The organism is Lysinibacillus sp. FSL W7-1291, assembly GCF_038593415.1.
Taxonomy (GTDB): Bacteria; Bacillota; Bacilli; order Bacillales_A; family Planococcaceae; genus Lysinibacillus; species Lysinibacillus fusiformis_D.
This window is the reverse complement of the sequence record NZ_CP151994.1, coordinates 2,713,007-2,735,051: the sequence shown is the minus strand read 5'-3', so window position 1 is coordinate 2,735,051 and position 22,045 is coordinate 2,713,007. Positions and strand designations below refer to the sequence as shown.

Here is a 22,045-nt window from a genome sequence, read left to right as displayed (position 1 = left end):
CATGCGATACAAAACATATGGAGATGTCCATAATCCTCTAATGCTGTTTATTCATGGAGGTGGAGTCGGTGGCTGGATGTGGGAACAACAAGTTCAGCATTTTTCTAATTATCACTGTGTTGTTCCAGAGCTGTTGTCACAAGATGCATTCTCCATTGAGCAGAGTGCCAGAGAGCTTCTCCAACTTCTAGAAGAAAAGGCGACTGGAAAGCCCGTCATACTGATTGGATTCTCTTTAGGAGCACAAATCGCTATTCAAATGCTAAGTATAAAGCCTAGTTTAATCGATTTTACCATTATCAATAGTGCACTTGTAATACCTTCTCCAGCTATGGAATGGATGCTTCAACCGTTCATTCGGCTGACATTTCCACTTATAAAAAATAAAACATTTGCGAAACTTCAAGCTAAAGCCCTATACATCAATGATCTTGATTTTGAACGCTATTATCAAGAGAGTGCTACGATGAAAGTAGAGACATTGATTCAAATTTTGAGAGAAAATATGTTGTTTTCCATCCCGCATGATTTTCATAAAGCCCAAGGGAAAATTTTAATAACGGTAGGAGCTAAAGAGAAAAGCATTATGAAAAAATCAGCTAAAGCTCTTGTTCAAAGTCATCCAAATAGTCATGGTGTCATATTGCACAACATTGGTCATGGAGTATCATTAGCCCAACCTGCATTTTTCAACCATTTTGTAGAAAATTGGATTAAGAATGGTCAACTACCTGAGGGGACAGTGATTCAATAGGGGGGCTCCATTATGAATATTCAAACTCATAATGGAGTTGACAGGAAAAGTGTATTTAAGCTTGAAAATAATGAGGATATAAATCTTTATGCTGTAACATCCAGTCCTTCATCTCTACAATCATTTCCTCATAGCCAGGGACAACAAAGGAGAAGTCATTTCTAGTATTCATTAATGTTTTATTGACATTAACGAGCCGATGAGGAAGAATTTTTATGTTGCTGTCCATAAAGTGTTTATTCAATAGTTGAAGTAAGTCGTATTTTGAAATATTCGTAGTATTGACGAGATGATAGAGTCCTGTTAAATCTTCTTGGACAGCCCGTTCAATGGCTTTTGCTAATGTAAGTGTAGTTACTCCAGTCCAAATAGCCCCCGTATAACCGTGAATGGGACCTTTTTGTTGCATAAACCAATTGAATAGTCCGATGCCATCGTTTTTTAAATCAGGGCCAATAATCGAGTTACGAAATGTTAAATGCTTGTTGTGCTCAATCTCCCCCAAGCCTTTTGTACGATCATAAAAAGTTTCACCGTCTCCTATGCTAGTTTCATAGTAGGGGGCATTTTTCCCTGAAAATACGCAATCAGTACTTAGATGAATCAGCTTAGTTTGTCGGTTTTCTAGGAGAGAGACAATGGCATGCGGTAAATAACTATTCAGCCAAATGCTTTGTGCAGGATATACCGTACAAGCTTCGTTTAAGACACCAATACAATTAATGACGACATCAAAATCATGATCTACTAACAACGACCGTAAAAATATAGCGTCCATCACATCGCCCATTATATGGTTCCCAGATGGGAAAGGGGTTCTAGCGTAAGTTGTCACATCATGCCCTTGTTCACATAAATAGATGGCAATGGTATGGCCAGCCATGCCAGTAGCGCCGAGCACTAAGAATTTCATGGCGTTCCTCCAGTCCAATAAAGAAGCTCTTCTTGAATAAGCGGTAATGTCAATAATTTTTCTTTGATGTCAGCCACACTTAATTGTTGTGTATTGTTGGAGTTATATTCATCGGTTAATGTAATTTTAGGAGAGCCCTCATCGAGGTATTTTCCATAATTTAAATCCCGATTATCTGCAGGGATTCGATAAAAATTGCCCATATCAACGGCTTTTGCCGATTCTTCTTTTGTACATAATACCTCATACATTTTTTCCCCATGCCGTGTCCCAATAATTTGGATGGCATTGTTTGCCTGAAAAATCTCAAGTAATGCTTGAGCTAAATTGGCTATTGTTGCTGCGGGAGATTTTTGTACCATAATATCTCCATTTTGTGCATGTGAGAAAGCGTACAATACTAATTCAACGGCCTCATCAAGAGTCATCATAAAACGTGTCATGTTTGGATCTGTAATCGTTAACGGCTTTCCAGCTTTTATTTGTTCAATAAATAAGGGAATGACAGAGCCCCGTGAAGCCATAACATTGCCATATCTAGTGCCACAAATGAGCGTATGATGAGGATCAACCATTCGGGATTTAGCGATAAACGTTTTTTCCATCATCGCTTTGGATATTCCCATGGCATTGACAGGGTAGGCTGCTTTATCTGTAGAGAGGCAGATCATTTTCTTGACACCAGCCTGAATGGCAGCTGTTAGGACATGATCGGTTCCTAAAATATTAGTTTTCACAGCTTCTAAAGGGAAAAATTCGCAGGAGGGAACTTGCTTAAGAGCAGCGGCATGGAACACATAGTCCACATTATACATAGCGGTATGGATGCTTTGAATATCACGGACATCTCCGATATAAAATTTGATTTTACTATGCTGATAGAGCTTGCGCATATCATCTTGCTTTTTTTCATCCCTTGAAAAAATACGAATTTCCTTAATATCCGTATTGAGGAAGCGCTTTAGTACAGCGTTACCAAAAGAGCCAGTGCCTCCCGTAATCAGTAATATTTTATTTGTAAACATTGTATGGTTCATTACACCTCCTGCATGCTTTTATTTCAATCCTCTTTGGTGTAGATCACATTCTGAGTTTTCTCTAGGATAGTTGTACCAGTAAGCAAATTCGTTTGTATATTTACTTGTCGGATTTTTATCCATGAGGGCACAATTAAAATCCCAATCTCCTGCTATATCTTTGCGTATTGTAAATTTTGCATCCCCAATTAAACTTCTTCGAATGATTTTAAATTGTCCGGGTAAGGAATAGCGATTCGATTCATCTTTAATAAAGGCGAAGCCATTTTTAATGATCATGTTGTAATAGTAAACATCAAATGTGCCATCCACTTGTGCTAATACATTGCGAATAGCTGGCAAGTAGTGGTCATCGCTATCGATGATGGCTATATAGTCTCCTGTCGCCTCTGCAATGCAGCGATTATAAGCAACACTAGCCCCAAGGTTCGTTGGATGCACGATGACTTTTAAAGCTGCACAGTTTTTTTGGTAGTCCTGTAAAATGGCTAATGTATTGTCAGTAGAACCATCATCCACAATGATAATTTCATAGGCATATTCTTTAGGAATACTGTCAAGCATTGTTAAGATCCATTCTTCGCTATTAAACGCAGGTGATAAAAAACTTATCTTCATTTTATCCCTCCATTCTTTATCTAGTAGTAGAGTTCTTCTATGTGACTGAGCAGATTCTTTAATACAATATGCGTGGACATAGAGCTATTGTAGGCAATTGCTTGTTTTAGGAAGTTTTTAAGAGAGACGCTTTTCTGTATACGATTTCTGTTTACTAGAGAACAAGCAGGATAGGGGCAAAAATTTACTAAGGTATGCACGTTTAGCAGGAAGGGTCATAAACTAGCTAGAGCGCTTTTTTAGAAAGAGGGATACAATGTCAAAAAGGATCGCATTTATTTGTAGCGTGGAATCTTATAAACTGTCTGATGCACATATTTTCAAAGATTTGTGTCTCGTGCCTATTTTGCTAGGGGAGGAATTAGGCTATGAAGTAAGTATTGTGACAACAGAGATGAATGAAGCCCTTCTTCAACAGGCCTTTCCAACTGTAAAATTTGAGTCCATACCATTTGAGAAGGATTATGTGGCGAATATGAATGCTTATTTAGCCAAGCATGCAAAGGACATTGACATTGCCTTTGCCATAGGGCCGTATCCATCTTATTTAGCCATTCTGAAAACCTATCAGCATTATAATCCGCAAGGAAAAATTTATATGAAGTTAGATGTAAATCGATTTTGGTTACATCGATTAAAATCCTATCCATACTTTTTAGAGCTACTGCAATTATGTGATCTGCTATCCTCCGAATGTGTGTCCATTCAAACCGCTATTCAAGTGTATTCGCAATTAGCGATTAAACATATCCCCAATGGCTTTTATGAGCATTTTCCCACAGCACCTGTGTCCTTTCATGACAAGGAAAATAGAATTTTAGCAGTGGGACGCTTAGATGCACCAGAGAAGCAAACGATTTTGACAGTCAAAGCCTTTCTAGCTGCCCAGCTTCCAGACTGGGAGCTTCGTTTAGTAGGACCGATGTCTGCCTCCTATCAAGAGGAGCTAAGGCAGTTGCTAGATGGCCATCCAACTGCCGCTCAAGTAACGATGGTAGGGCCTATTTATGATAAGGTGCAATTAGAAGAAGAGTACCGTAAGGCTAAAATTTTTTGTTTAACATCTGTAGTAGAATGCTATGCCCATGTTTTTGCAGAGGCTGCTAAAAATGGCTGCTATATCGTGACTACTGATGTTGATGGGGCTGCCGATATTACAATGCAACAACGCTTCGGTACAATTCATCCGACACATGATTGGGAGGGGATTGGTCGGACATTGCAGCAAGTTGCCACACAGGAATCATTGCTGGCCGATACTTGTGTACAGCTTCAAGCATTTGCTCGAAAGGAATTAAATTGGTGCCATATTGTGAAAAGGGTTGCTGAATATTTAAGTGAATAAACAATCCTCTCTCGATTTTGAAGACTATTCTTTTCTTTATACCATTATTTCCTATATAATAAAAACTAGATTCATCATGTTAGACAATCATGGGAAGACACAAGGGGAGACAGGAATGGAAATACGACAAGCGACAATGCATGAACTAGAAGATTTATCAAAACTGTTTGATGAATATCGTCAATTTTATGGGATCGAGCCAGATGTAAGCAGCGCCAAGGCATTTTTACAATTACGATTGGCTTTAAAAGAGTCTGTCATTTTTGTAGCATTGGTAGATGGCAAGATGATTGGATTTACACAATTGTATCCAACATTTTCATCCATCGCTTTACAATGTGCCTATATTTTAAATGATATTTATGTAACAGAAGATGCTAGAGGCCTAGGGGTGGGCAAGGCATTGATGGAAAAGGTTTTTCGATATTGTGAGCAGCAAGGTGCTCGCTATGTCACACTGCAAACGGCGGCTGATAATGTAAATGCACGTAAACTCTATGAAAAGCTTCATATGAAGCAAGATGAATATTGTAATTATGTGAAATATTTTATGTAGGTGGAACTTGCCAGCATCTCGTCTTCGGATGAAGATGCTTTTTTTTATCAAAACATCCCCTAGATAGCAAATAGTATCTAGGGGATGTTGCTTGATGTTACTTATTTAATTTCAAGTGTATATGGTTGTGTGCTTGCTTTGCCATAATACTCACTGACTTCAATATAGTATTTACCAGCTTGTAGTTCAACTGTACCAACTTCAGTATCGCCAGCTCCGTAAAGATCGAAGGTTTTAACGGTTTTTCCGTTCGCATCAATCACTCGGATCACACCATCTAATGCTTTTTCTGTTTGAAGTGAAAAAACGACATCGCGTTTTTGGACATTATTAAACTCAAAATAGTCCTTATCACCGAAAGGAATACCTGCATTTAAATATTGAGTTGCAACCCATTTATCATCTTTTTTTGTCAGGGCAGATGGTTTTGTTGGTACACCATTCACTAATTCAGAATCTGCATCTTCATCTGCTTGCTGATGGTTGAACATCGTTAAAGTATACGGTTGTACAGACACTTGACCAAGACCCATGCTGTTGACAAGGATAAAATAACCGCGGTCTTTTTTGGCTTTGAAGGATGTATTTACATCTGTTGTTCCACCCATTCCAAGTAATAATTCAAGAATATTATCGCTTAGTCCAAATGGAATTTCTGTTTCCATTTCTTTCGGATCAATTTTCTTATTGCCGTTCGTATCTTCTATAATAGAGCCAGCAAATTTTAACTCTTTTTGAAGCTCTTTTGGTAGTTGAGCTAATTGTTCATTTGTAAATGGGGTAGAAGAAAGAAGCAGACTCATCACTTCATCATTGCCTTCTTGCTTATAGTAGTAATAATCTACATCATCTTGATAAATAAGATGGTCTTTATAAGTCGTACCTGGCTGAACTTTCAGCGCTTTTGCTTCCTCATGATTGTCTGGATTGTAATCTGCTGGAATATCACCGATTTTTTTTGTTTTCAACGTATAAGGTTCAGCAGATCGTTCTCCAGCATTGACAACAGCGACCACATAGGTTTTATCCTTTTTCAATGGGATGACCTTTGCATCATTTTCATTTCCAGTCGAACCAAGCAGTAGTGCTAGTAATCCAAGGTCATTTGTTAAGGAAGAAACAGGGATTAATTCCTTTGCTTCCTCATCATATTCAAATACGGTACCAGCAGGCTTTTGGTTCATCCCTTTGATAAAGCTGAAACTATAAAGGGCATCTTCCTTCGTTTTAAATAAGAAATAATCCTCATCATAGTCTGTTTGGAAATAAGCTTTCTTATTTTCACCAATTTCAAAGCGTATAGCCTGTTTTATAATCGGCTCAACATTTTCTAGATTCCCTGACGCCGTTGGATTCATTAGCATACCCATTAGGCTGTCAATTTCATTGCGTTTTTTAGTTTTACTTGGTGTAATCGGTAATTGTCCCTCTGGCATTCCTTCTTCTAACATGGCTTCATTTAGCGGTAGCCCATCTTCGTCTGGTGGAAGGGTAACCACTTCACCTTTTAATGTGTAAGGAATCATCGATTCACTAACCGTTTCTTCTTTTTCAATACCACCACTAAAGAACATTTCCATAGAAAACTCACTATTACTGTCATTAGAGACACTTAAAACATATTCCTGATCCGGTACAGCATCGATAATCATGCTAACTGCTTCACCTTTCGCTGTACCATTTGCTGTTTGCATAGGATAGGCTTGTTCTTCCTCGCTGTCATCAATTTTAGCTTGCTCAGCTTCTTCTGGTGGTATCGGCTGAAAGTCATCCTTAAGATAAAGCTCCATAGAGGCTGTGACACCTGGAATACCCGACAGGTCGAATTGTAATGTCGTTGGTTCTTTTACAGAGAATGTGAAATAATCTTGATCTCGTTGTTGATCTTTTGACAGAAGGGTATAGTTTTTGCCTGCCGTACTATAAGGGAACTTATTTATCGGCGCCATAGTAGATTTATCTAATGTATCAATTGGCAAGCTCTTCGTCGTTTGTGCTGTAAACGTGTAAGTAGATTTGCCTTTTAAGCTATAGCTACCATTATGATCTTTGACAGCAATTAAAAGCGTCCCTTTTTGATCTGCTTTAAATAAATAACCTTCTTTTTTTCCTACGCGAACATCATTGACATGAATCGGCTCTACTTCACCCTTATGATTATTTGGGTAGAAATATAAATCAAAGGCATAATCATATTTGTTTGCACCTTTTAATGTTAGCTGAGCATATTCATTTGCGTCTAAATCGACTTTATACCATTTCTTTTCATCTTGCTGCTCGAAAGCGCCGTGTTCGATATTTAACGTATTTTTAGCAAGAACTTTAGCGTTTTGTATGCGTTCTTCTTTCGACTCTGAATAGTGTTTAGGTAGTTTATTTAAATCGAATTGCAATGCTTTGACTGGATCGATTAGTCCATGACCGTAGGTAAGATCATAGCCTTTCGCTCCTAAATCTTGTGCCGTCATTTCCAAAATTGCCTCTATTTCATGCGGCTTTAAATGTGGATATTTTGATTTAAGAAGAGAGGCGACGCCTGCCACTACAGGTGATGCCATGGATGTACCACTGAATTTGACGAAGGATGATCCTTTTTTGTCATCATGAACGGTACTATAAATTTCTTCACCTGGTGCAACAACATCAACGGACGGTCCGTAATTTGAATAGCTTGATAGTTTGTTGCGCTCATTCGTTGAACCTACACTAATAACACCCTCATAAGAAGCAGGGAAGGAGTATTCATCTGTTGATTCATTGCCCGCGGCTGCCACAATTGTAATACCACTGTCAACGGCTTTCTGAACAGCTTCTTTCATCAGTGGAGATTCCCCGTAGCCTCCTAGACTCATATTAATGACGTCAACACCCTGTTCAATAGCATACAAAATGCCTTGTGCAATAATGAAATCATTTGCACCTTCTTTGCCATTAAATACGTCAATGGGTAGTAGCTTCGCTTTCGGATTCACACCGTGTCCGCCTATGCCATTATCTTTAGCTGCGGCGATAATACCAGCTACATGTGTTCCGTGATCACCTGGATAAGTAGTATTCGCTGGTGCTGCTGCATTATAGGGTGGGAGTACTTGAGATTTTAGATCGGGGTGTTTAAAATCTACACCAGAATCAATGACAGCGACTGTCACATCATGCTCACCCGCTAATTCTAGTGCCTCATCCATTTGCAGTAGGTTTAAATGATACATCTCTTGTTTCTTTGGATCGACTTCTGTTTGAAAAGAGCGATACACATAGCTAGGAGATACACTTGTAATGCCATCTTGCTTTAGATAGTAAGCAACTGCTTTTTCTATTGATACGCCTTTATTCAGTTGTACCACATCATAGCCTAATGAAGGAATGGAGCGGATGACTTTGGAGCCAATGTTTTTATGTACATTTTTATCAAGTCCTGAATGCTTGATAACAATTTTATCCTTACTCATCCATTTTTCTTCATTCTGCTCTGTTTGTTTCATACTACTTGCCAGTACATTCTTGGCTTTATGCTGAGGTACTTCAGCAAAGGCAGAAGCAGCTGGAACCATTAGTGTAGCGGATGCTACAATAGCGACTGATTTTTTAAACAAACTTTTCAATTGTTATCTCTCCTTGGTGTTATAAATTAAGTCTCGACTCTATTAATACGGATAAAGATTAGAAAAGTTTCGTAAAGGAGGAAAATTTTTCACTATTTTTTCCTTCGAATTGTCTAAAGTTTTTTGTTTTACAACTAAATTAGTAGAAAGCCTCTATTCAGCTGATGGACTTCCAAGTATTGCACGCTTCGTTCTTTTACGTTTATCCAATATGTTTTTGGCATGCCAAACCATCAAAGACATCGCAACGAATTTGAAGTATCGCTAACATAAATCGAATCTTTTGATTTCGTAGTAGTTTACTAATTTTTGAATATGAAAGAAAATAAAAAATGATAAAGCCATCGAGAGAGAATTTCTCGATGACTTTTGTCTACAATTGTTCTATTAATTGTTGTAATTCATACTTGGAGCGGGGGGGTGTAATGTTTTCCTGCAATAGCTTCTTTTTTTGTAATGTCATGAACATATCAAAAACCCATGGACGTTCGAGATGTGCACGTTGCAGCAATTCTTCTTCATAAAACAACTCGATCGGGTCTCCGTTATAAATGATATTCCCTGCCTCCATGACAATGATTTGATCCGCCCATTCATAAGCAAGGGGAATGTCATGGGTAGCAAGTAAAATGGTTCTTTCGCCGTCTTCTAATTTACCTAGGTACTGTAGAACTTGGGTAGCATAATAATTGTCAAGGCCTGCTGTTGGCTCATCTAATAAGAGGACAGAGGGCTCCATCGCTAAAACACCTGCCATCGCCACACGCTTTTTCTGACCTACGCTTAGAAAGTGAATAGGTTTTTCGAGTAAATCGCCTATTTCCGTTTGCGCAACAGCCCATGCTATTTTTTCTTCGATTTTTTCGGTAGACCAGCCAAGATTTAGTGGTCCAAATGCGATATCTTGCTTGACAGTACCTGAAAAAAGTTGATGATCCGCATCTTGAAAAACAATGCCAACTTGCTGGCGAAGTGCCTTTAAAGCTTTTCGACTATATTGAAGCTCGTTGCCATCAAAAACAATCGTCCCAGCTGACGGTTGTAAAATACCATTAAGATGCTGAAACAATGTTGATTTTCCAGCGCCATTATGACCAAGGATGGCAATTTTTTTTCCTTTTGGAATGTGTAAAGTAATGTCTGACAATGCCTTCGTACCATCTGCATAGGCATAGGACAAGCGGTTTAGTTCAAAATAGAATGCTGTCATGAGAAGTACCCTCCATATACAATGAGGAATAGGAACAGTGTCGCTATGCCTAGCCAATTTTTCTTGCTATAGGAGCCCATCTCTTGCCAGTAGACGGCTTCGCCACCCCGTGACTGCATGGCATTATTAAGCTCACGACTACGCTGAAACATTTCAGCAAATAGCGCCACAATAAGCATGGATACGGAGCGTAGCCATTGCATTGGAGAATGATAGCCAAGACGCGCTTGCTGGGCAAGATGTATTCTGTACATGCTTTCTAAAAATATAAAAATAAAACGATAGGTTAGTTCAATAAGCTCAACCAATAAAGAGGGCAGCCGCCATTGTCGGAGCACATAGCAAATCCCTTGTACGGATGTGGTCAAAATTAAAAAGTATAAACAACTACTACTGCCAAGGACAATAAAGAACAATTGTTGGGCGGACAGGGCACTTGCTTTTCCGATGAAAATTGTCCAATTCATCCACGTAAAAGACCACAGATGGGCAGGTAATACATGAGTTGCTGGTGTGATTGACAGCAAGATGGATACAAGACTTGTTAGTAAGAAAAATCCAGGTAGCAATAATAACTTAACATAGTAGGTAAGCGGAATTTTTGCACCTAAAATGATAAAAGTACTCATTACAAAAAATGTAATGAGTGAAAGTCGTTCATCTCTCATGATGAGCGTTACGAGAAGTAGACCAATTGAAAATATCATTTTTTCTAGCGGATGAACGGACGCTAGCTTATTAAGATACGCATACTTATCAATGAGTAACATAACGGGTTAACCTTCTTTATGCTTGCCGCGCATATAGCCGATGAAGTAGCCAATAAAACCAGCTCCAATAGCTGCCTGTAGCACGAATAATAAGCTTTCAATTTCACCACTTGGTGGCTCCCATAAGCTTTCAAACCACGGTTCATATTCTGCATTGATTTCGCCAATGGCTGCTTCTGCCTCTCCATCAGCACCACCAAATTCTGCACCTTTTTGTATAAACAATGGGATGATAGCTAACAGCACAACAATCGCTAATAGTAATAAATTTCGTTTCATCTACTAATGTGCCTCCTTTGTTGAGAAAACACGCAACATTTTTAATTCGCTGACATTGTACTTTTTCAAGAAATTCATCACAATGACCGTTAAAATTCCTTCACTCACCGCTAACGGAATTTGAGTTAAGGCAAAAATACCTGCGAACTTTGTAAACGATGCCATAAAGCCGCCAACCTCTGAAGGGAAGGCTAATGCTAACTGTACAGAAGTCACAACATATGTACCTAAGTCACCAAGCATCGCAGCAAAAAAAACAGCTAGTGAAAATGACAACCCTATTTTTTGAGCCCCTTTAAAGACAAAGTAAGCAATAAATGGGCCTACAATCGCCATAGAGAAGGCGTTCGCTCCTAAAGTGGTAATCCCACCATGTGCTAATAATAAAGATTGGAATAATAAAACAATCGTTCCGATGACACTCATAGCTAGAGGTCCGAATAAAACCGTTCCAAGTCCAACACCAGTTGGGTGGGAGCAACTACCTGTAACCGAAGGGATTTTTAACGCCGACAGCACAAAAGCAAAGGCTCCTGAAAGACCTAAAAGCATTTTGGTTTCAGGGTTTTCTTCAATTGTTTTGCGAATGGAGCGCAATCCTAGAATAATAAATGGGATAGAGATGACCCACCAAAAAATAGCCCATTCGATTGGTAAAAAACCTTCCATGATATGCATAGCAAAGGCACGTTTTGGCACGAGTAAAAAGGCCAATAAAAAATAACTAAGTTTCCACCATGAAAATTTCAAAAGCTTTCCTCCTTACTAATAGATTTTTAGAATGTAGCGTGCGTAAATAAAAAAGCACTTCTCCGTTGTTGGAAAAGTGCATAGCTAAAAAAGCAAATAACATTCTCATCTGCTAAGCCGCACACCTATCCTCGTAGGCTGAAACGATCACATATTTTTCGGCAGGTCTCCTGGCTCTAGTTCAACACTTTATAGGTCTTCCCATCCGTTGGACAGTGACATGTTCTATAAAGCTCCCTAATACAGTGGCGGGACCGCGCCGGACTCAAACCGGCTTCCCTTTTAAGCAAAATGATAAGTATTTTACACCGAAAAAACATTAAGTTGTGAGATTTCACGACAAAGTGTAACATGATTTTCCATAAATATGCTATACTTTTTTTAAAAATATTTTCAATTGAAGGTCAATAGAGAAGATTCTGATAACTACTGAATTGTCATAAATAAGGAGATATTATAATTTTTATACCTGGTCTACACACAAAATTGATAAAATTGTCATAAATTTTTATAGAAATATTGAAATTTTAAAATAATGAGATATGATAGAGACAGTTTTCTATTCTATAAAGAAGATAATAAATTTCATATAAAACGTCGATAAGTGCTCGAATAACTCGAGATAATAGGGAAATTGGTGAAAATCCAATACAGCCCCCGCTACTGTAATAGCTGATGAAATCGCAAAGCCACTGGTGCAAACTTGGGAAGGTGCGATAGTAAAATGAAGCTTAAGTCAGGAAACCTGCTTATTTGATTGTGCATGCAAACTTTTCGGAGGGAGAAGTTGAAGCAAGAGCGAGTACCTGCATTTTATTTTATTCGTTTTTATTTGGCTTCTACAAAACCTTTACTCTTCGTAATTAGAGTAAAGGTTTTTCTTTTTCCAGAAAGCAAATGAGGGGAGACAGAAGATGACAACATGGAATTTAGAGGGGATGAAAACACATCTCTTTATTTGTAATGGTAGTAGCTGCATGAACAAAGGTGGGGAGGAAATTACCCTAGCTATTCGAGAAGAAATACAACAGCAAGCACTTGATCAAGAGATACATACAACAAGAACGCGCTGTAATGGACGATGCAAGGATGCTTGTGTGGTCATCGCCTATCCGCAAGGGAATTGGTATCGTGTACCATCAACAGAGCATGCTAGAACACTTGTACAAGATTTACATCATGAATCCTTATACAAAGAACATGTCTTTACACTTCGTGAAGGTACATTACAGCGTACAGCACAAACGACAGCCATTAAAGGGATCGAAAAGGTGAAAGAGGGGTAACAACATGGCGCAAAAAGGAAAAATTTTCGTAGTGGGCTTTGGACCTGGAGACTTTAAGCATATTACGACACGGGCGGTAGAGGCATTACAACAAAGTGATATGATCATAGGCTACAAAACCTACGTGGAGTTGATTCAAGATTTAGTCAGTGCGAAGTCGATTGTCAGTACTGGAATGACCGAAGAGGTGTCCCGTGCGCAGGAAGCGGTTCGCCAAGCAGAGGCTGGAAGCATTGTCTCAGTCATTTCAAGTGGTGATGCGGGTGTCTATGGTATGGCGGGATTAGTGTATGAGGTATTGATTGAGCTAGGCTGGACAGAAGCAACGGGGATTGAGGTAGAAATTGTCCCTGGTATTTCTGCCATCAATTCATGTGCTAGCTTACTTGGTGCCCCGATTATGCATGATGCCTGTACGATTAGTTTAAGTGACCATCTAACACCATGGAATTTAATTGCCAAGCGCGTCGAGGCAGCCGCTATGGCGGATTTTGTAATCGCTTTATACAACCCAAAAAGCGGTCGCCGAACAAGACAAATTGTCGAAGCACAGCGCATTCTCTTAGAATATCGTTCGCCTGACACACCAGTAGGACTTGTGAAAAGTGCTTACCGCGATCGTCAAGAAGTGACGATGACAACATTAGCCGAAATGCTGGAGCATGACATTGGAATGCTGACGACAGTCATTATTGGTAATTCGTCGACATTTTTCTATGACAATAAAATGATTACACCACGTGGCTATCAACGTAAATATACATTGGGTGAAGAAAAACAACCCTTACGTCCACATCAACGTTTACGTGAAGAAAATGAACCTTGGGCAATGAACCAAGAGACAGGGACTGCACGACAAGACTTTACAGCAGATCCTAATGCAGGGCGTTTTAATAAACCCAGTGTAGCCGCTACGCCAAAGTCAAAAAAAACAGCACTTGAAATGGCTACAGCGGCACTCGCAATGGTGAAAGGAACAAGTGCAGTCAAAGTAACGCCGAAACTTGTACAGCAAAAAATAGAATCCATTTTTGAATTAGCTGTAAGCCCAGGAGTGGTGAATAAGTTTTTCACACCTCAGCAAATGATGACGTTAGCAGAGGTCGTTGGGGAAGAGGGGACGATGGAATATACACCAGACCATCAAATCCATTTGAAAATCCCAACGACTGCCCCTGAACGTATTACGGAGAAATTACAGGAAGTAGGCTTTTTATTAGCGCCGATTGGTGATGTGCTATCCTTGAAGGCTTGTGATTTTTGCTATGGTGAAAAGGCCGATTCGATTCCCTATGCAGAAGAAATACAACAAAAATTAGGTGGAATGTCTTTGCCGAAAACATTAAATATCGGTTTTAACGGCTGTGGTATGGCCTGTTACAGGGCTGTATTTGATGATATTGGTATTGTCTATCGCAAAAGTAAATTTGATGTCTTTATTGGGGCGAAGCCAGTTGGTCGTACGGCCCATGCAGCACAGCCTGTTGTAGAAGGGTTGGAGCCTGAACAACTGATTCCACTAATTACAGATATTATTGAAGAATATAAAGCAAATGCTCACCCAAATGAACGTTTATTTAAATATTTTAAACGTGTGAAAAAGATATTGCATTTTACGTATCAAGATATGTCTTCCAAAATAAAAGTAGAGCCAGCTCCGTGCGGCGACTAGTGAGGAGAAAAGAGATGAAAGCTATTTTATTTGTCGGCCATGGGAGCCGTTTAGCAGCAGGAAATGATGAGGTACGTACATTTATTGAACAAATGACACCGCGTATTGATGCACAATTTTTAGTGGAAACATGTTTCCTAGAATTTGCTTCACCGAACATCGAAGAAGGCATTACGAATTGTGTGAAGAAAGGGGCTACAGAGGTTCATGTAATTCCGATTATTTTACTTCATGCAGGCCATTCAAAGCTGCATATTCCAGCAGAGATCGAGCATGCGCGTGAGCATTATCCGAACATTACATTTACCTATGGTCAAACCATTGGCATTCATGATGAAATATTTACGATTTTACAAGATCGTCTAGCGGAAATTGGTTTTCATTCAGAACAAGAGCAACAAGATACAGCCATTTTATTGATTGCACGAGGTGGCAGTGATCCATCTGCAAATGGTGATTTTTATAAAATTACACGACTTTTATGGGAAAAATTACCTGTTAAATATGTGGAAAGTGCATTTATGGGCGTAACAGATCCACGTGTTGAAGAAGGTATTGAACGCTGTGTTAAATTAGGTGCGAAAAAAATCATCATGCTCCCATACTTTTTATTCACAGGTATTTTAATGGAACGTATGAATGATATGTGTGTGAAGTTTAATGAACAATATCCAGATTGTACTGTTCAAATTGCCAATTATTTTGGCTACCATGAACGTTTACAAAATGTTTTATTAGAGCGTATTGAACAAGCGATAAATGGTACATCTACAGGCATGCAAGATTTAGAAAATTATCGTGCCTATGCGGCAGTTCATGGACATGCCCATCATCACCATCATCATGATCACGATCATGGACACGACCACCATCACGACCATGACCACCACCATGAAGAGGAGCCAGTAAAATGATTTTCATGTTAGCAGGGACGAGTGATGCAAGGGATCTAGCCCTTGCCCTGCAAAGCGCAGGACATGCGGTAACAGCTACCGTCGTGACTGATTCGGCAGCCTCTAGTCTTGCTGACGTTGGCCTACCACATTTAATAGGTCGACTGACAGCTGAGGAAATGGCAGCCATCATAACAGAGCAAGGCTATCAAATGGTGGTTGATGCCTCTCATCCATTTGCTGAGGAAGCTTCTAAAAATGCAATGGCAGCGGCCGAACAGGCACAAGTTCCTTATATTCGCTATGAGCGTGCCCATGAACACTATGCGCATCCTCTCATTACAATAGTGAAGGATTATGAGGAGGCAGCCCAATTAGCGGCAGAAAAGCGTGGTGTCATCATGCTGACAACAGGCAGCAAAACACTTGCTACTTTTACAAAGGTTTTACAAGGCTTAGAAAATACGAGAGTAATTGCTCGCATGCTTCCGCGACTGGACAATATGGAAAAATGTGAGGCACTTGGTGTGGCACAACGAGATATTGTAGCTATTCAAGGTCCGTTTTCAAAGGAATTAAATGAAGCATTGTTTCGTCAATATGGAGTAACTTTGATGATCACCAAAGAAAGCGGTAAAGTTGGCTCAGTTGATGAGAAGCTTGAGGCAGCTCTTGCCTGTCATATTGAAACGATTCTTATTGCAAGACCAACCATTCAATATGGCCAACAATATTCAACATTTGAAGAAATATTACAGGCTGTACAACATACACTTTAGGAGGCATTATCCATGGATTTTAAAACAGATTTCAAACCATTAACGGTAGACCCAGATAAAATTTACGATTATAGTTTCTCGATTATTGCAGAGGAAATGGGCGATCATGATTTTTCAGAGGACGAGTGGAAGATTGTGCGCCGTATTATCCATGCTTCGGCGGATTTTGAGCTAGGTCGCAGTGTCATCATTACACCTGATGCAATTGAAGCGGGGATTAAGTCCATTCTTGCCGGACGACATGTCATTGCAGATGTTCAAATGATTGAAAGTGGCTCTGGTAAAAAACGTTTCCAAAAGCATGGTGGCGATTTACATTGTTATATAGCGGATGAAGATGTCGCAGTAGAAGCGAAAAAACAAAATACAACTCGTGCCATCATTTCCATGCAAAAGGCTACAAAATTACATGAAGGTGGGATTTATGCAATTGGTAATGCGCCAACTGCCTTACTAGAATTGATTCGTTTAATTAAAGAAGGCTTAGCAAAACCAGATTTAATTATCGGTATGCCTGTCGGTTTCGTGTCAGCAGCCGAGTCAAAAGAAGAATTGCTGAAACTCGAAGGGATTCCGTACATTACCAATGTTGGTCGTAAAGGCGGTAGTACAGTGACGGTTGCCGCGTTAAATGCCATTTCACTATTAGCGGATGAACAGGCGAAAAAATAATGGAGCGGAAGCCAAAAAAGGATCCCAAGGACATGCGTCACGGTTATACAACGGGAGCCTGTGCAACTGCGGTAACAAAGGCTGCATTGCTCGCTCTGATTACAAAGGAAGAGCAGGAGACGAGTACCATTCATTTACCGATTGGTCGAGATGCAACCTTTACAATTGAAAAATGCATATTTGAAGAAAATGCTGTCAGCTGTGAAACGATTAAGGATGCTGGTGATGATCCTGATGCGACCCATCAGGCGCTTATTGTTGGCACAGTGAGCTGGGCTGATACACCTGGAATTCATTTAGATGGAGGGATTGGGGTCGGGCGTGTTACAAAGCCTGGCTTACCAGTGCCTGTTGGCGAGGCAGCCATTAATCCTGTACCACGTAAAATGATTCATAGCACGGTTCAAGGGGTATTAGACGAATTTCACATTACACGAGGCGTGAACGTAGTGATTTCCGTACCTAAAGGAGAAGAAATCGCTAAAAAAACGTTAAATGGACGACTTGGTATACTTGGAGGCATCTCAATTTTAGGCACAAGGGGAACCGTCGTGCCTTTTTCGAGTTCTGCGTATATGGCAAGTATTGTACAAGCCATTAGTGTAGCTAAAGAAGCTGGTTGTGAGCATTTAGTGGTAACGACAGGCGGTCGCAGCGAAAAATTTGCGATGAAACAATACCCCGATTTACCAGAAGAGTCTTTTATTGAAATGGGCGACTTTGTCGGCTTTACTTTAAAACATTGTAAGCGACTCGGTATCAAACAAGTTTCTCTTGTCGGTATGATGGGGAAATTTTCTAAGGTGGCACAAGGTGTCATGATGGTTCATTCCAAAAGTGCACCAATCGATTTTAACTTTTTAGCACAACTTGCAGAGGATACAGGAGCAGATGGAGAAACAATAGCGCAAGTACGTGAGGCAAATACAGCGTCACAAGTAGGTGAAATCATGATGGAGAAGGGCTATGATGCATTCTTTCATCATTTATGTGAGGCGTGCTGTTATTCCTCTATCCATCATATAAAAGGTGGTTTAACACTTTCCACATCGATTTATTCGATGCAGGGACAATTATTAGGAAGGGCTGATGACATTGCATCGATCGATGAAATTGATTGGGATCGGGGATAACGGATTAGCAAGCTTATTTCCCCAATACCTCGAGTGGATTGAAGACTGTGAGGTACTTGTTGGTGGTGAGCGAGTACTGGATTTTTTCCCGAACTTTACAGGTGAAAAAATCAGCATTAAAGGGGGACTTTCAGCACTTGTTGAAAGATTATCTAAGGAAACAAGAAATACGGTAATCCTTGCCACTGGCGACCCATTATTTTATGGCATTGGGGGCTATCTAGCTAAAAAGCTAGATATTGAGGTTTATCCATATATGAGTTCTGTTCAGCTGGCCTTTGCGAAGATGGGAGAAAGCTGGCAGGATGCCTATGTCACAAGTATTCATGGACGACCAATGAAAGGCTTGGCACAGCGTATCGATGGGAAGAAGAAAGTAGCGCTTTTAACGGATGCTGATAATAGCCCCAATGCGCTCGCTCGTTATTTAAAGCATTTTGGTATGACAGAATACCGAGCGTTTGTTGCAGAAAATTTACAGGGCGAAAACGAAAAATGTGGCTGGTATTCGTTAGATGAAATGGAAAGCGCTCATTATTCGCCATTAAATGTCGTGATTTTACAACAAATAATGGAACCGAAACGTTACACGCTTGGGATTGATGATGAAGAGTTTTCACAACGCAAGCCAGATAAAGGACTGATCACGAAAAAGGAAATACGTGTTTTAAGCTTACAGGCCATGCAGCTTCAACAGAATAGCATTATTTGGGATATTGGTACTTGTACGGGTTCTATGGCGATTGAGGCAGGAAAACTTGCGTCAGAGGGTCAAGTATTTGCTGTAGAGAAAAATGCACCTGATTTAGACAACTGTCTTCAAAATCAGCAAAAGTTCCGTGTTGATATCACAGCGATTCATAGTAAAGCACCAGAGGGATTAGACAGCTTCCCAGATCCTAATGCCATTTTCATTGGTGGTACGGGTGGCGAAATGGTGGAGTTACTACAGTTATGTTGTAGTCGTTTGAAGCCAAACGGTCGTATTGTCTTAAATGCAGCGACCATTGAAAATTTATATAAAGCGGTGGAAGCGTTTAAGGCTTGTGGCTTTGCGGTTGATATTTTACAGGCACAGCTTGCGCGCAGCAAACCTATTTTAGATATGACACGCTTTGTACCATTAAATCCAATTTATATTATTTCGGCTTATCGAAAGGAAGAAAATAATGAGTAATCTAGGTGTACTATACGGCTTGGGCGTTGGTCCTGGCGATCCAGAATTAATTACAGTCAAGGCGTTTCGTGTGATTCAGGAATCACCTGTTATTGCCTATCCAAAAAAGCTAAGAGGTAGTAAAAGCTATGCCCATCGCATTGTCGATGTTTATATTAATCCAGACGAAAAAGATATGCTTGGCCTTGTATTCCCTATGACCAAAGATGAGGCTGTCCTTGAACGTGAATGGACAAAATCAGTAGAACTTGTCTACGAAAAACTACAAGCTGGTAAGGATGTAGCCTTTGTAACAGAGGGAGATCCGTTACTATATAGTACGTTTATTCATATGATGAAGTTGATGCAGGACATGCATCCAGATGTAGAAATCCGTACGGTGCCAGGGATTTCTTCGTTCAATGGCTCCGCGTCTCGATTAGGGATTGCTTTAGCTGATGGCGATGACCGAGTGGCCATTATTCCTGCCCATGATGATTATGAAGCAATGCGTGAAGCCATTGAAAGTCATGATGCCGTTGTCTTTATTAAAGTGGCAAAGGTGATCGATTTAATGCTTGAGGTGCTACGTGATCTAGATTTATTAGATAAAGCATCTGTCGTGACGAAGGTCACTTCTGATGAAGAAGTTATTTGGGATGTTCGTGAATTGGATGGTGTGGAATTAGAATATCTAACATTAATGGTGGTGCGTAAATAATGAAGAAAATCTATATAGTTGGCGCTGGTCCAGGTGATCCAGACTTAATTACAGTTAAAGGTTTACATATGCTGCAAACAGCAGACGTTGTCATGTACACAGATTCATTAGTGAGTGAAGAGCTTATTGCGAAAGCCAAACCTGATGCAGAGGTCATTCGAACTGCTGGCATGCATTTAGAGGAAATGGTGGCCGTTATGGTGGAGCGTGTTAATGCTGGGAAAACAGTAGCTCGTATGCATACAGGTGATCCAGCGATGTATGGTGCCATCATGGAGCAAGTGGCTCTATTGAAAAAGGAAGGCATTGGGTATGAAGTGATTCCAGGGGTTAGCTCTGTTTTTGCATCAGCAGCGGCAATTGGTGCAGAGCTCACAATTCCTGATTTAACACAAACCCTCATTTTAACACGTGCAGAAGGACGTACACCTGTCCCAGAATTTGAAAAGCTGCGTGACTTGGCGAGCCATCATTGTACAATTGCTTTATTCCTTAGTGCAACACTTACAAAAAAAATTGTTAAAGAATTACAAAGTGCTGGTTGGGCTGATGATACGCCAGTAGCAGTTATTCAACGTGCTTCATGGCCAGATCAAAAGATCGTGCGTACGACTTTAATCGAATTAGATGAAGCAATGCGTGTAAATGGTATTCGTAAGCATGCAATGATTCTAGCTGGTTGGGCATTAGACCCGAACATTCATGATAAGGATCAATATCGTTCGAAGTTATATGATGCAACCTTTACACATGGCTTTAGAAAAGGTGTGAAGACAAGTGATTGAGTTACAGGAAGGTGTATTACCAGAGGTTGATCAACGCAATCCTTATGCGGTTGTCGCCATTACGAAGCATGGTGTTCAAATTGGACGTCGCCTGCAACAAACCTTTGCAGCGAGTGATTTATATTATATGAGTAAATTTGAGCAAGGCGATGAAGCAGAAAAGCATATTCAATTATTTACAGGTACCGTGCGCTTGTTATTGCCAACGCTATTTAAACAATATAAAGGGTTGATTTTAATCATTTCGCTCGGTGCGGTCGTACGCATGATTGCGCCCATTTTAAAGGATAAAAAGACAGACCCTGGCGTTGTCGTAATTGATGATCGAGGCGACAATGTCATTAGCGTATTATCAGGGCATCTTGGCGGTGCCAATGAGCTAACGCATGAGGTGGCAGCGGCACTTGGTGCAAATCCAATTATTACAACAGCTTCTGATGTGCAAAAGACGATTCCTGTTGACTTATTTGGCGCCCGTTTTGGGTGGGTATGGGATAGTGCCGACAAATTGACACCAGTGAGTGCTTCCGTTGTAAATGAGGAGCGTGTGGCCATTGTGCAGGAAACGGGTGAGCGCGATTGGTGGATGCGTGATACTGCCATGCCAGAGCAAATCAAAATCTATCCATCCACACAGGCAGCCATCGAGGCTAAACCTCATGCCACGCTATTAATAACGGATCGAATCATAGAACAAGAGGAAGAGATTCTTCTAGAAAACGGTGTTATTTATCGACCAAAATCTATTGTGCTCGGTATGGGCTGTAATCGTGGGACATCTGTGGAAGAAATTGAACAAGTGATTGATGAAACCTTGGCAGAGCTAAAGCTTTCGAAAAAAAGTGTGAAGGCATTATGCACGATTGATTTAAAAAAAGATGAACAATGTTTTTTAGATATTACCAAGAAATATGATTGGGAGTTCGTCACTTATACCCCGGCGGAATTAAATCAAATCGAATTCCCTTCCCCTTCTGAAACAGTCTTTAAATATACAGGTGCCTATGGTGTGAGTGAACCAGCGGCTATGCGTTATGCACAGGTCAAGTCACTCCTATTAGAAAAGAAGAAATCGGGAAATGCTACGATTTCAGTTGCGAGATACCTATTTTAA

21 protein-coding genes and 2 riboswitches are annotated in these 22,045 nt (G+C 40.1%); of the genes, 13 read left to right on the top strand and 8 right to left on the bottom strand.

Features of this window, described 5'->3' with window-relative positions:
- The first annotated feature begins 1 nt into the window (after position 1).
- Complete coding sequence (locus NST76_RS13235) at positions 2-754, top strand: alpha/beta hydrolase (RefSeq protein WP_058844587.1); 753 nt, start codon at positions 2-4, stop codon at positions 752-754.
- Between the two features lie 55 nt (positions 755-809).
- Here the strand turns inward: NST76_RS13235 and NST76_RS13230 are convergent, their stop codons facing one another.
- Genes NST76_RS13230 through NST76_RS13220 form a run of 3 tightly spaced genes read right to left on the bottom strand, consistent with a single transcriptional unit; the run spans position 810 to position 3,322 of the window.
- A complete protein-coding gene (locus tag NST76_RS13230) occupies positions 810-1,667 on the bottom strand; it encodes a sugar nucleotide-binding protein (RefSeq protein WP_058844507.1) in 858 nt (285 codons plus the stop codon).
- On the bottom strand, positions 1,664-2,692 hold the full coding sequence (locus NST76_RS13225) for a polysaccharide biosynthesis protein (RefSeq protein WP_058844588.1): 1,029 nt from the start codon (positions 2,690-2,692) through the stop codon (positions 1,664-1,666). Before NST76_RS13225 ends, NST76_RS13230 begins: the two co-directional genes overlap by 4 nt.
- Before the next feature lie 30 nt (positions 2,693-2,722).
- Complete coding sequence (locus tag NST76_RS13220) at positions 2,723-3,322, bottom strand: glycosyltransferase family 2 protein (protein WP_089934723.1); 600 nt, start codon at positions 3,320-3,322, stop codon at positions 2,723-2,725.
- A gap of 256 nt (positions 3,323-3,578) precedes the next feature.
- Here NST76_RS13220 and NST76_RS13215 point away from each other — a divergent pair, with 256 nt between their 5' ends.
- Both NST76_RS13215 and NST76_RS13210 read left to right on the top strand, forming a co-directional pair.
- The gene (locus NST76_RS13215) at positions 3,579-4,667 is read left to right on the top strand and encodes a glycosyltransferase family 4 protein (protein WP_089934724.1); all 1,089 of its coding nucleotides are present in this window, start codon (positions 3,579-3,581) and stop codon (positions 4,665-4,667) included.
- A 115-nt stretch (positions 4,668-4,782) separates the two neighbouring features.
- Positions 4,783-5,223 (top strand): GNAT family N-acetyltransferase, encoded by a 441-nt coding sequence (locus NST76_RS13210; RefSeq protein ID WP_089934726.1) that lies wholly within the window; start codon positions 4,783-4,785, stop codon positions 5,221-5,223.
- Positions 5,224-5,324: 101 nt separating this feature from the next.
- Here the strand turns inward: NST76_RS13210 and NST76_RS13205 are convergent, their stop codons facing one another.
- From NST76_RS13205 to NST76_RS13185, 5 genes are all read right to left on the bottom strand, one after another.
- The gene (locus NST76_RS13205) at positions 5,325-8,825 is read right to left on the bottom strand and encodes a S8 family peptidase (protein WP_342543985.1); all 3,501 of its coding nucleotides are present in this window, start codon (positions 8,823-8,825) and stop codon (positions 5,325-5,327) included.
- A 373-nt stretch (positions 8,826-9,198) separates the two neighbouring features.
- Positions 9,199-10,035 carry an ATP-binding cassette domain-containing protein gene (locus tag NST76_RS13200; RefSeq protein ID WP_036119998.1) on the bottom strand — a complete coding sequence of 279 codons (837 nt, stop codon included), beginning with the start codon at positions 10,033-10,035 and terminating at the stop codon, positions 9,199-9,201.
- Positions 10,032-10,805, bottom strand: coding sequence for a cobalt ECF transporter T component CbiQ (gene cbiQ, locus NST76_RS13195; protein ID WP_342543984.1), 774 nt, complete (start codon positions 10,803-10,805; stop codon positions 10,032-10,034). Before cbiQ ends, NST76_RS13200 begins: the two co-directional genes overlap by 4 nt.
- Positions 10,806-10,811: 6 nt before the next feature.
- Positions 10,812-11,084, bottom strand: a complete 273-nt coding sequence (locus NST76_RS13190; RefSeq protein ID WP_058844510.1) for an energy-coupling factor ABC transporter substrate-binding protein — start codon at positions 11,082-11,084, stop codon at positions 10,812-10,814.
- A gap of 3 nt (positions 11,085-11,087) precedes the next feature.
- Complete coding sequence (locus tag NST76_RS13185; RefSeq protein ID WP_036120014.1) at positions 11,088-11,834, bottom strand: energy-coupling factor ABC transporter permease; 747 nt, start codon at positions 11,832-11,834, stop codon at positions 11,088-11,090.
- 142 nt (positions 11,835-11,976) lie between these two features.
- Positions 11,977-12,162, bottom strand: a riboswitch (cobalamin riboswitch).
- A 257-nt stretch (positions 12,163-12,419) separates the two neighbouring features.
- Positions 12,420-12,602, top strand: a riboswitch (cobalamin riboswitch).
- Between the two features lie 146 nt (positions 12,603-12,748).
- On the opposite strand from NST76_RS13185, the gene NST76_RS13180 reads away from it, so the two are divergent.
- From NST76_RS13180 to NST76_RS13135, 10 genes are read left to right on the top strand one after another with little or no spacing between them, the layout of a single operon-like run.
- Complete coding sequence (locus NST76_RS13180; protein WP_340834540.1) at positions 12,749-13,120, top strand: (2Fe-2S) ferredoxin domain-containing protein; 372 nt, start codon at positions 12,749-12,751, stop codon at positions 13,118-13,120.
- Positions 13,121-13,124: 4 nt separating this feature from the next.
- Positions 13,125-14,792, top strand: a complete 1,668-nt coding sequence (gene cobJ, locus NST76_RS13175; protein WP_342534936.1) for a precorrin-3B C(17)-methyltransferase — start codon at positions 13,125-13,127, stop codon at positions 14,790-14,792.
- Positions 14,793-14,806: 14 nt separating this feature from the next.
- Positions 14,807-15,706 carry a sirohydrochlorin chelatase gene (locus tag NST76_RS13170; RefSeq protein ID WP_342543982.1) on the top strand — a complete coding sequence of 300 codons (900 nt, stop codon included), beginning with the start codon at positions 14,807-14,809 and terminating at the stop codon, positions 15,704-15,706.
- Positions 15,703-16,464 carry a precorrin-6A reductase gene (gene cobK, locus NST76_RS13165; protein WP_342534933.1) on the top strand — a complete coding sequence of 254 codons (762 nt, stop codon included), beginning with the start codon at positions 15,703-15,705 and terminating at the stop codon, positions 16,462-16,464. Before NST76_RS13170 ends, cobK begins: the two co-directional genes overlap by 4 nt.
- Positions 16,465-16,476: 12 nt before the next feature.
- Positions 16,477-17,136, top strand: coding sequence for a precorrin-8X methylmutase (locus NST76_RS13160; RefSeq protein ID WP_036120037.1), 660 nt, complete (start codon positions 16,477-16,479; stop codon positions 17,134-17,136).
- A complete protein-coding gene (locus tag NST76_RS13155) occupies positions 17,136-18,269 on the top strand; it encodes a cobalt-precorrin-5B (C(1))-methyltransferase (RefSeq protein WP_036120040.1) in 1,134 nt (377 codons plus the stop codon). Before NST76_RS13160 ends, NST76_RS13155 begins: the two co-directional genes overlap by 1 nt.
- Positions 18,226-19,446, top strand: a complete 1,221-nt coding sequence (gene cbiE / locus NST76_RS13150; RefSeq protein WP_089934739.1) for a precorrin-6y C5,15-methyltransferase (decarboxylating) subunit CbiE — start codon at positions 18,226-18,228, stop codon at positions 19,444-19,446. The genes NST76_RS13155 and cbiE overlap by 44 nt, the downstream gene beginning before the upstream one ends.
- Complete coding sequence (gene cobI, locus NST76_RS13145) at positions 19,439-20,146, top strand: precorrin-2 C(20)-methyltransferase (protein WP_058844517.1); 708 nt, start codon at positions 19,439-19,441, stop codon at positions 20,144-20,146. The genes cbiE and cobI overlap by 8 nt, the downstream gene beginning before the upstream one ends.
- Positions 20,146-20,931 carry a precorrin-4 C(11)-methyltransferase gene (gene cobM / locus NST76_RS13140; protein WP_036120052.1) on the top strand — a complete coding sequence of 262 codons (786 nt, stop codon included), beginning with the start codon at positions 20,146-20,148 and terminating at the stop codon, positions 20,929-20,931. The genes cobI and cobM overlap by 1 nt, the downstream gene beginning before the upstream one ends.
- Positions 20,924-22,045, top strand: coding sequence for a cobalamin biosynthesis protein (locus NST76_RS13135; RefSeq protein ID WP_089934741.1), 1,122 nt, complete (start codon positions 20,924-20,926; stop codon positions 22,043-22,045). Before cobM ends, NST76_RS13135 begins: the two co-directional genes overlap by 8 nt.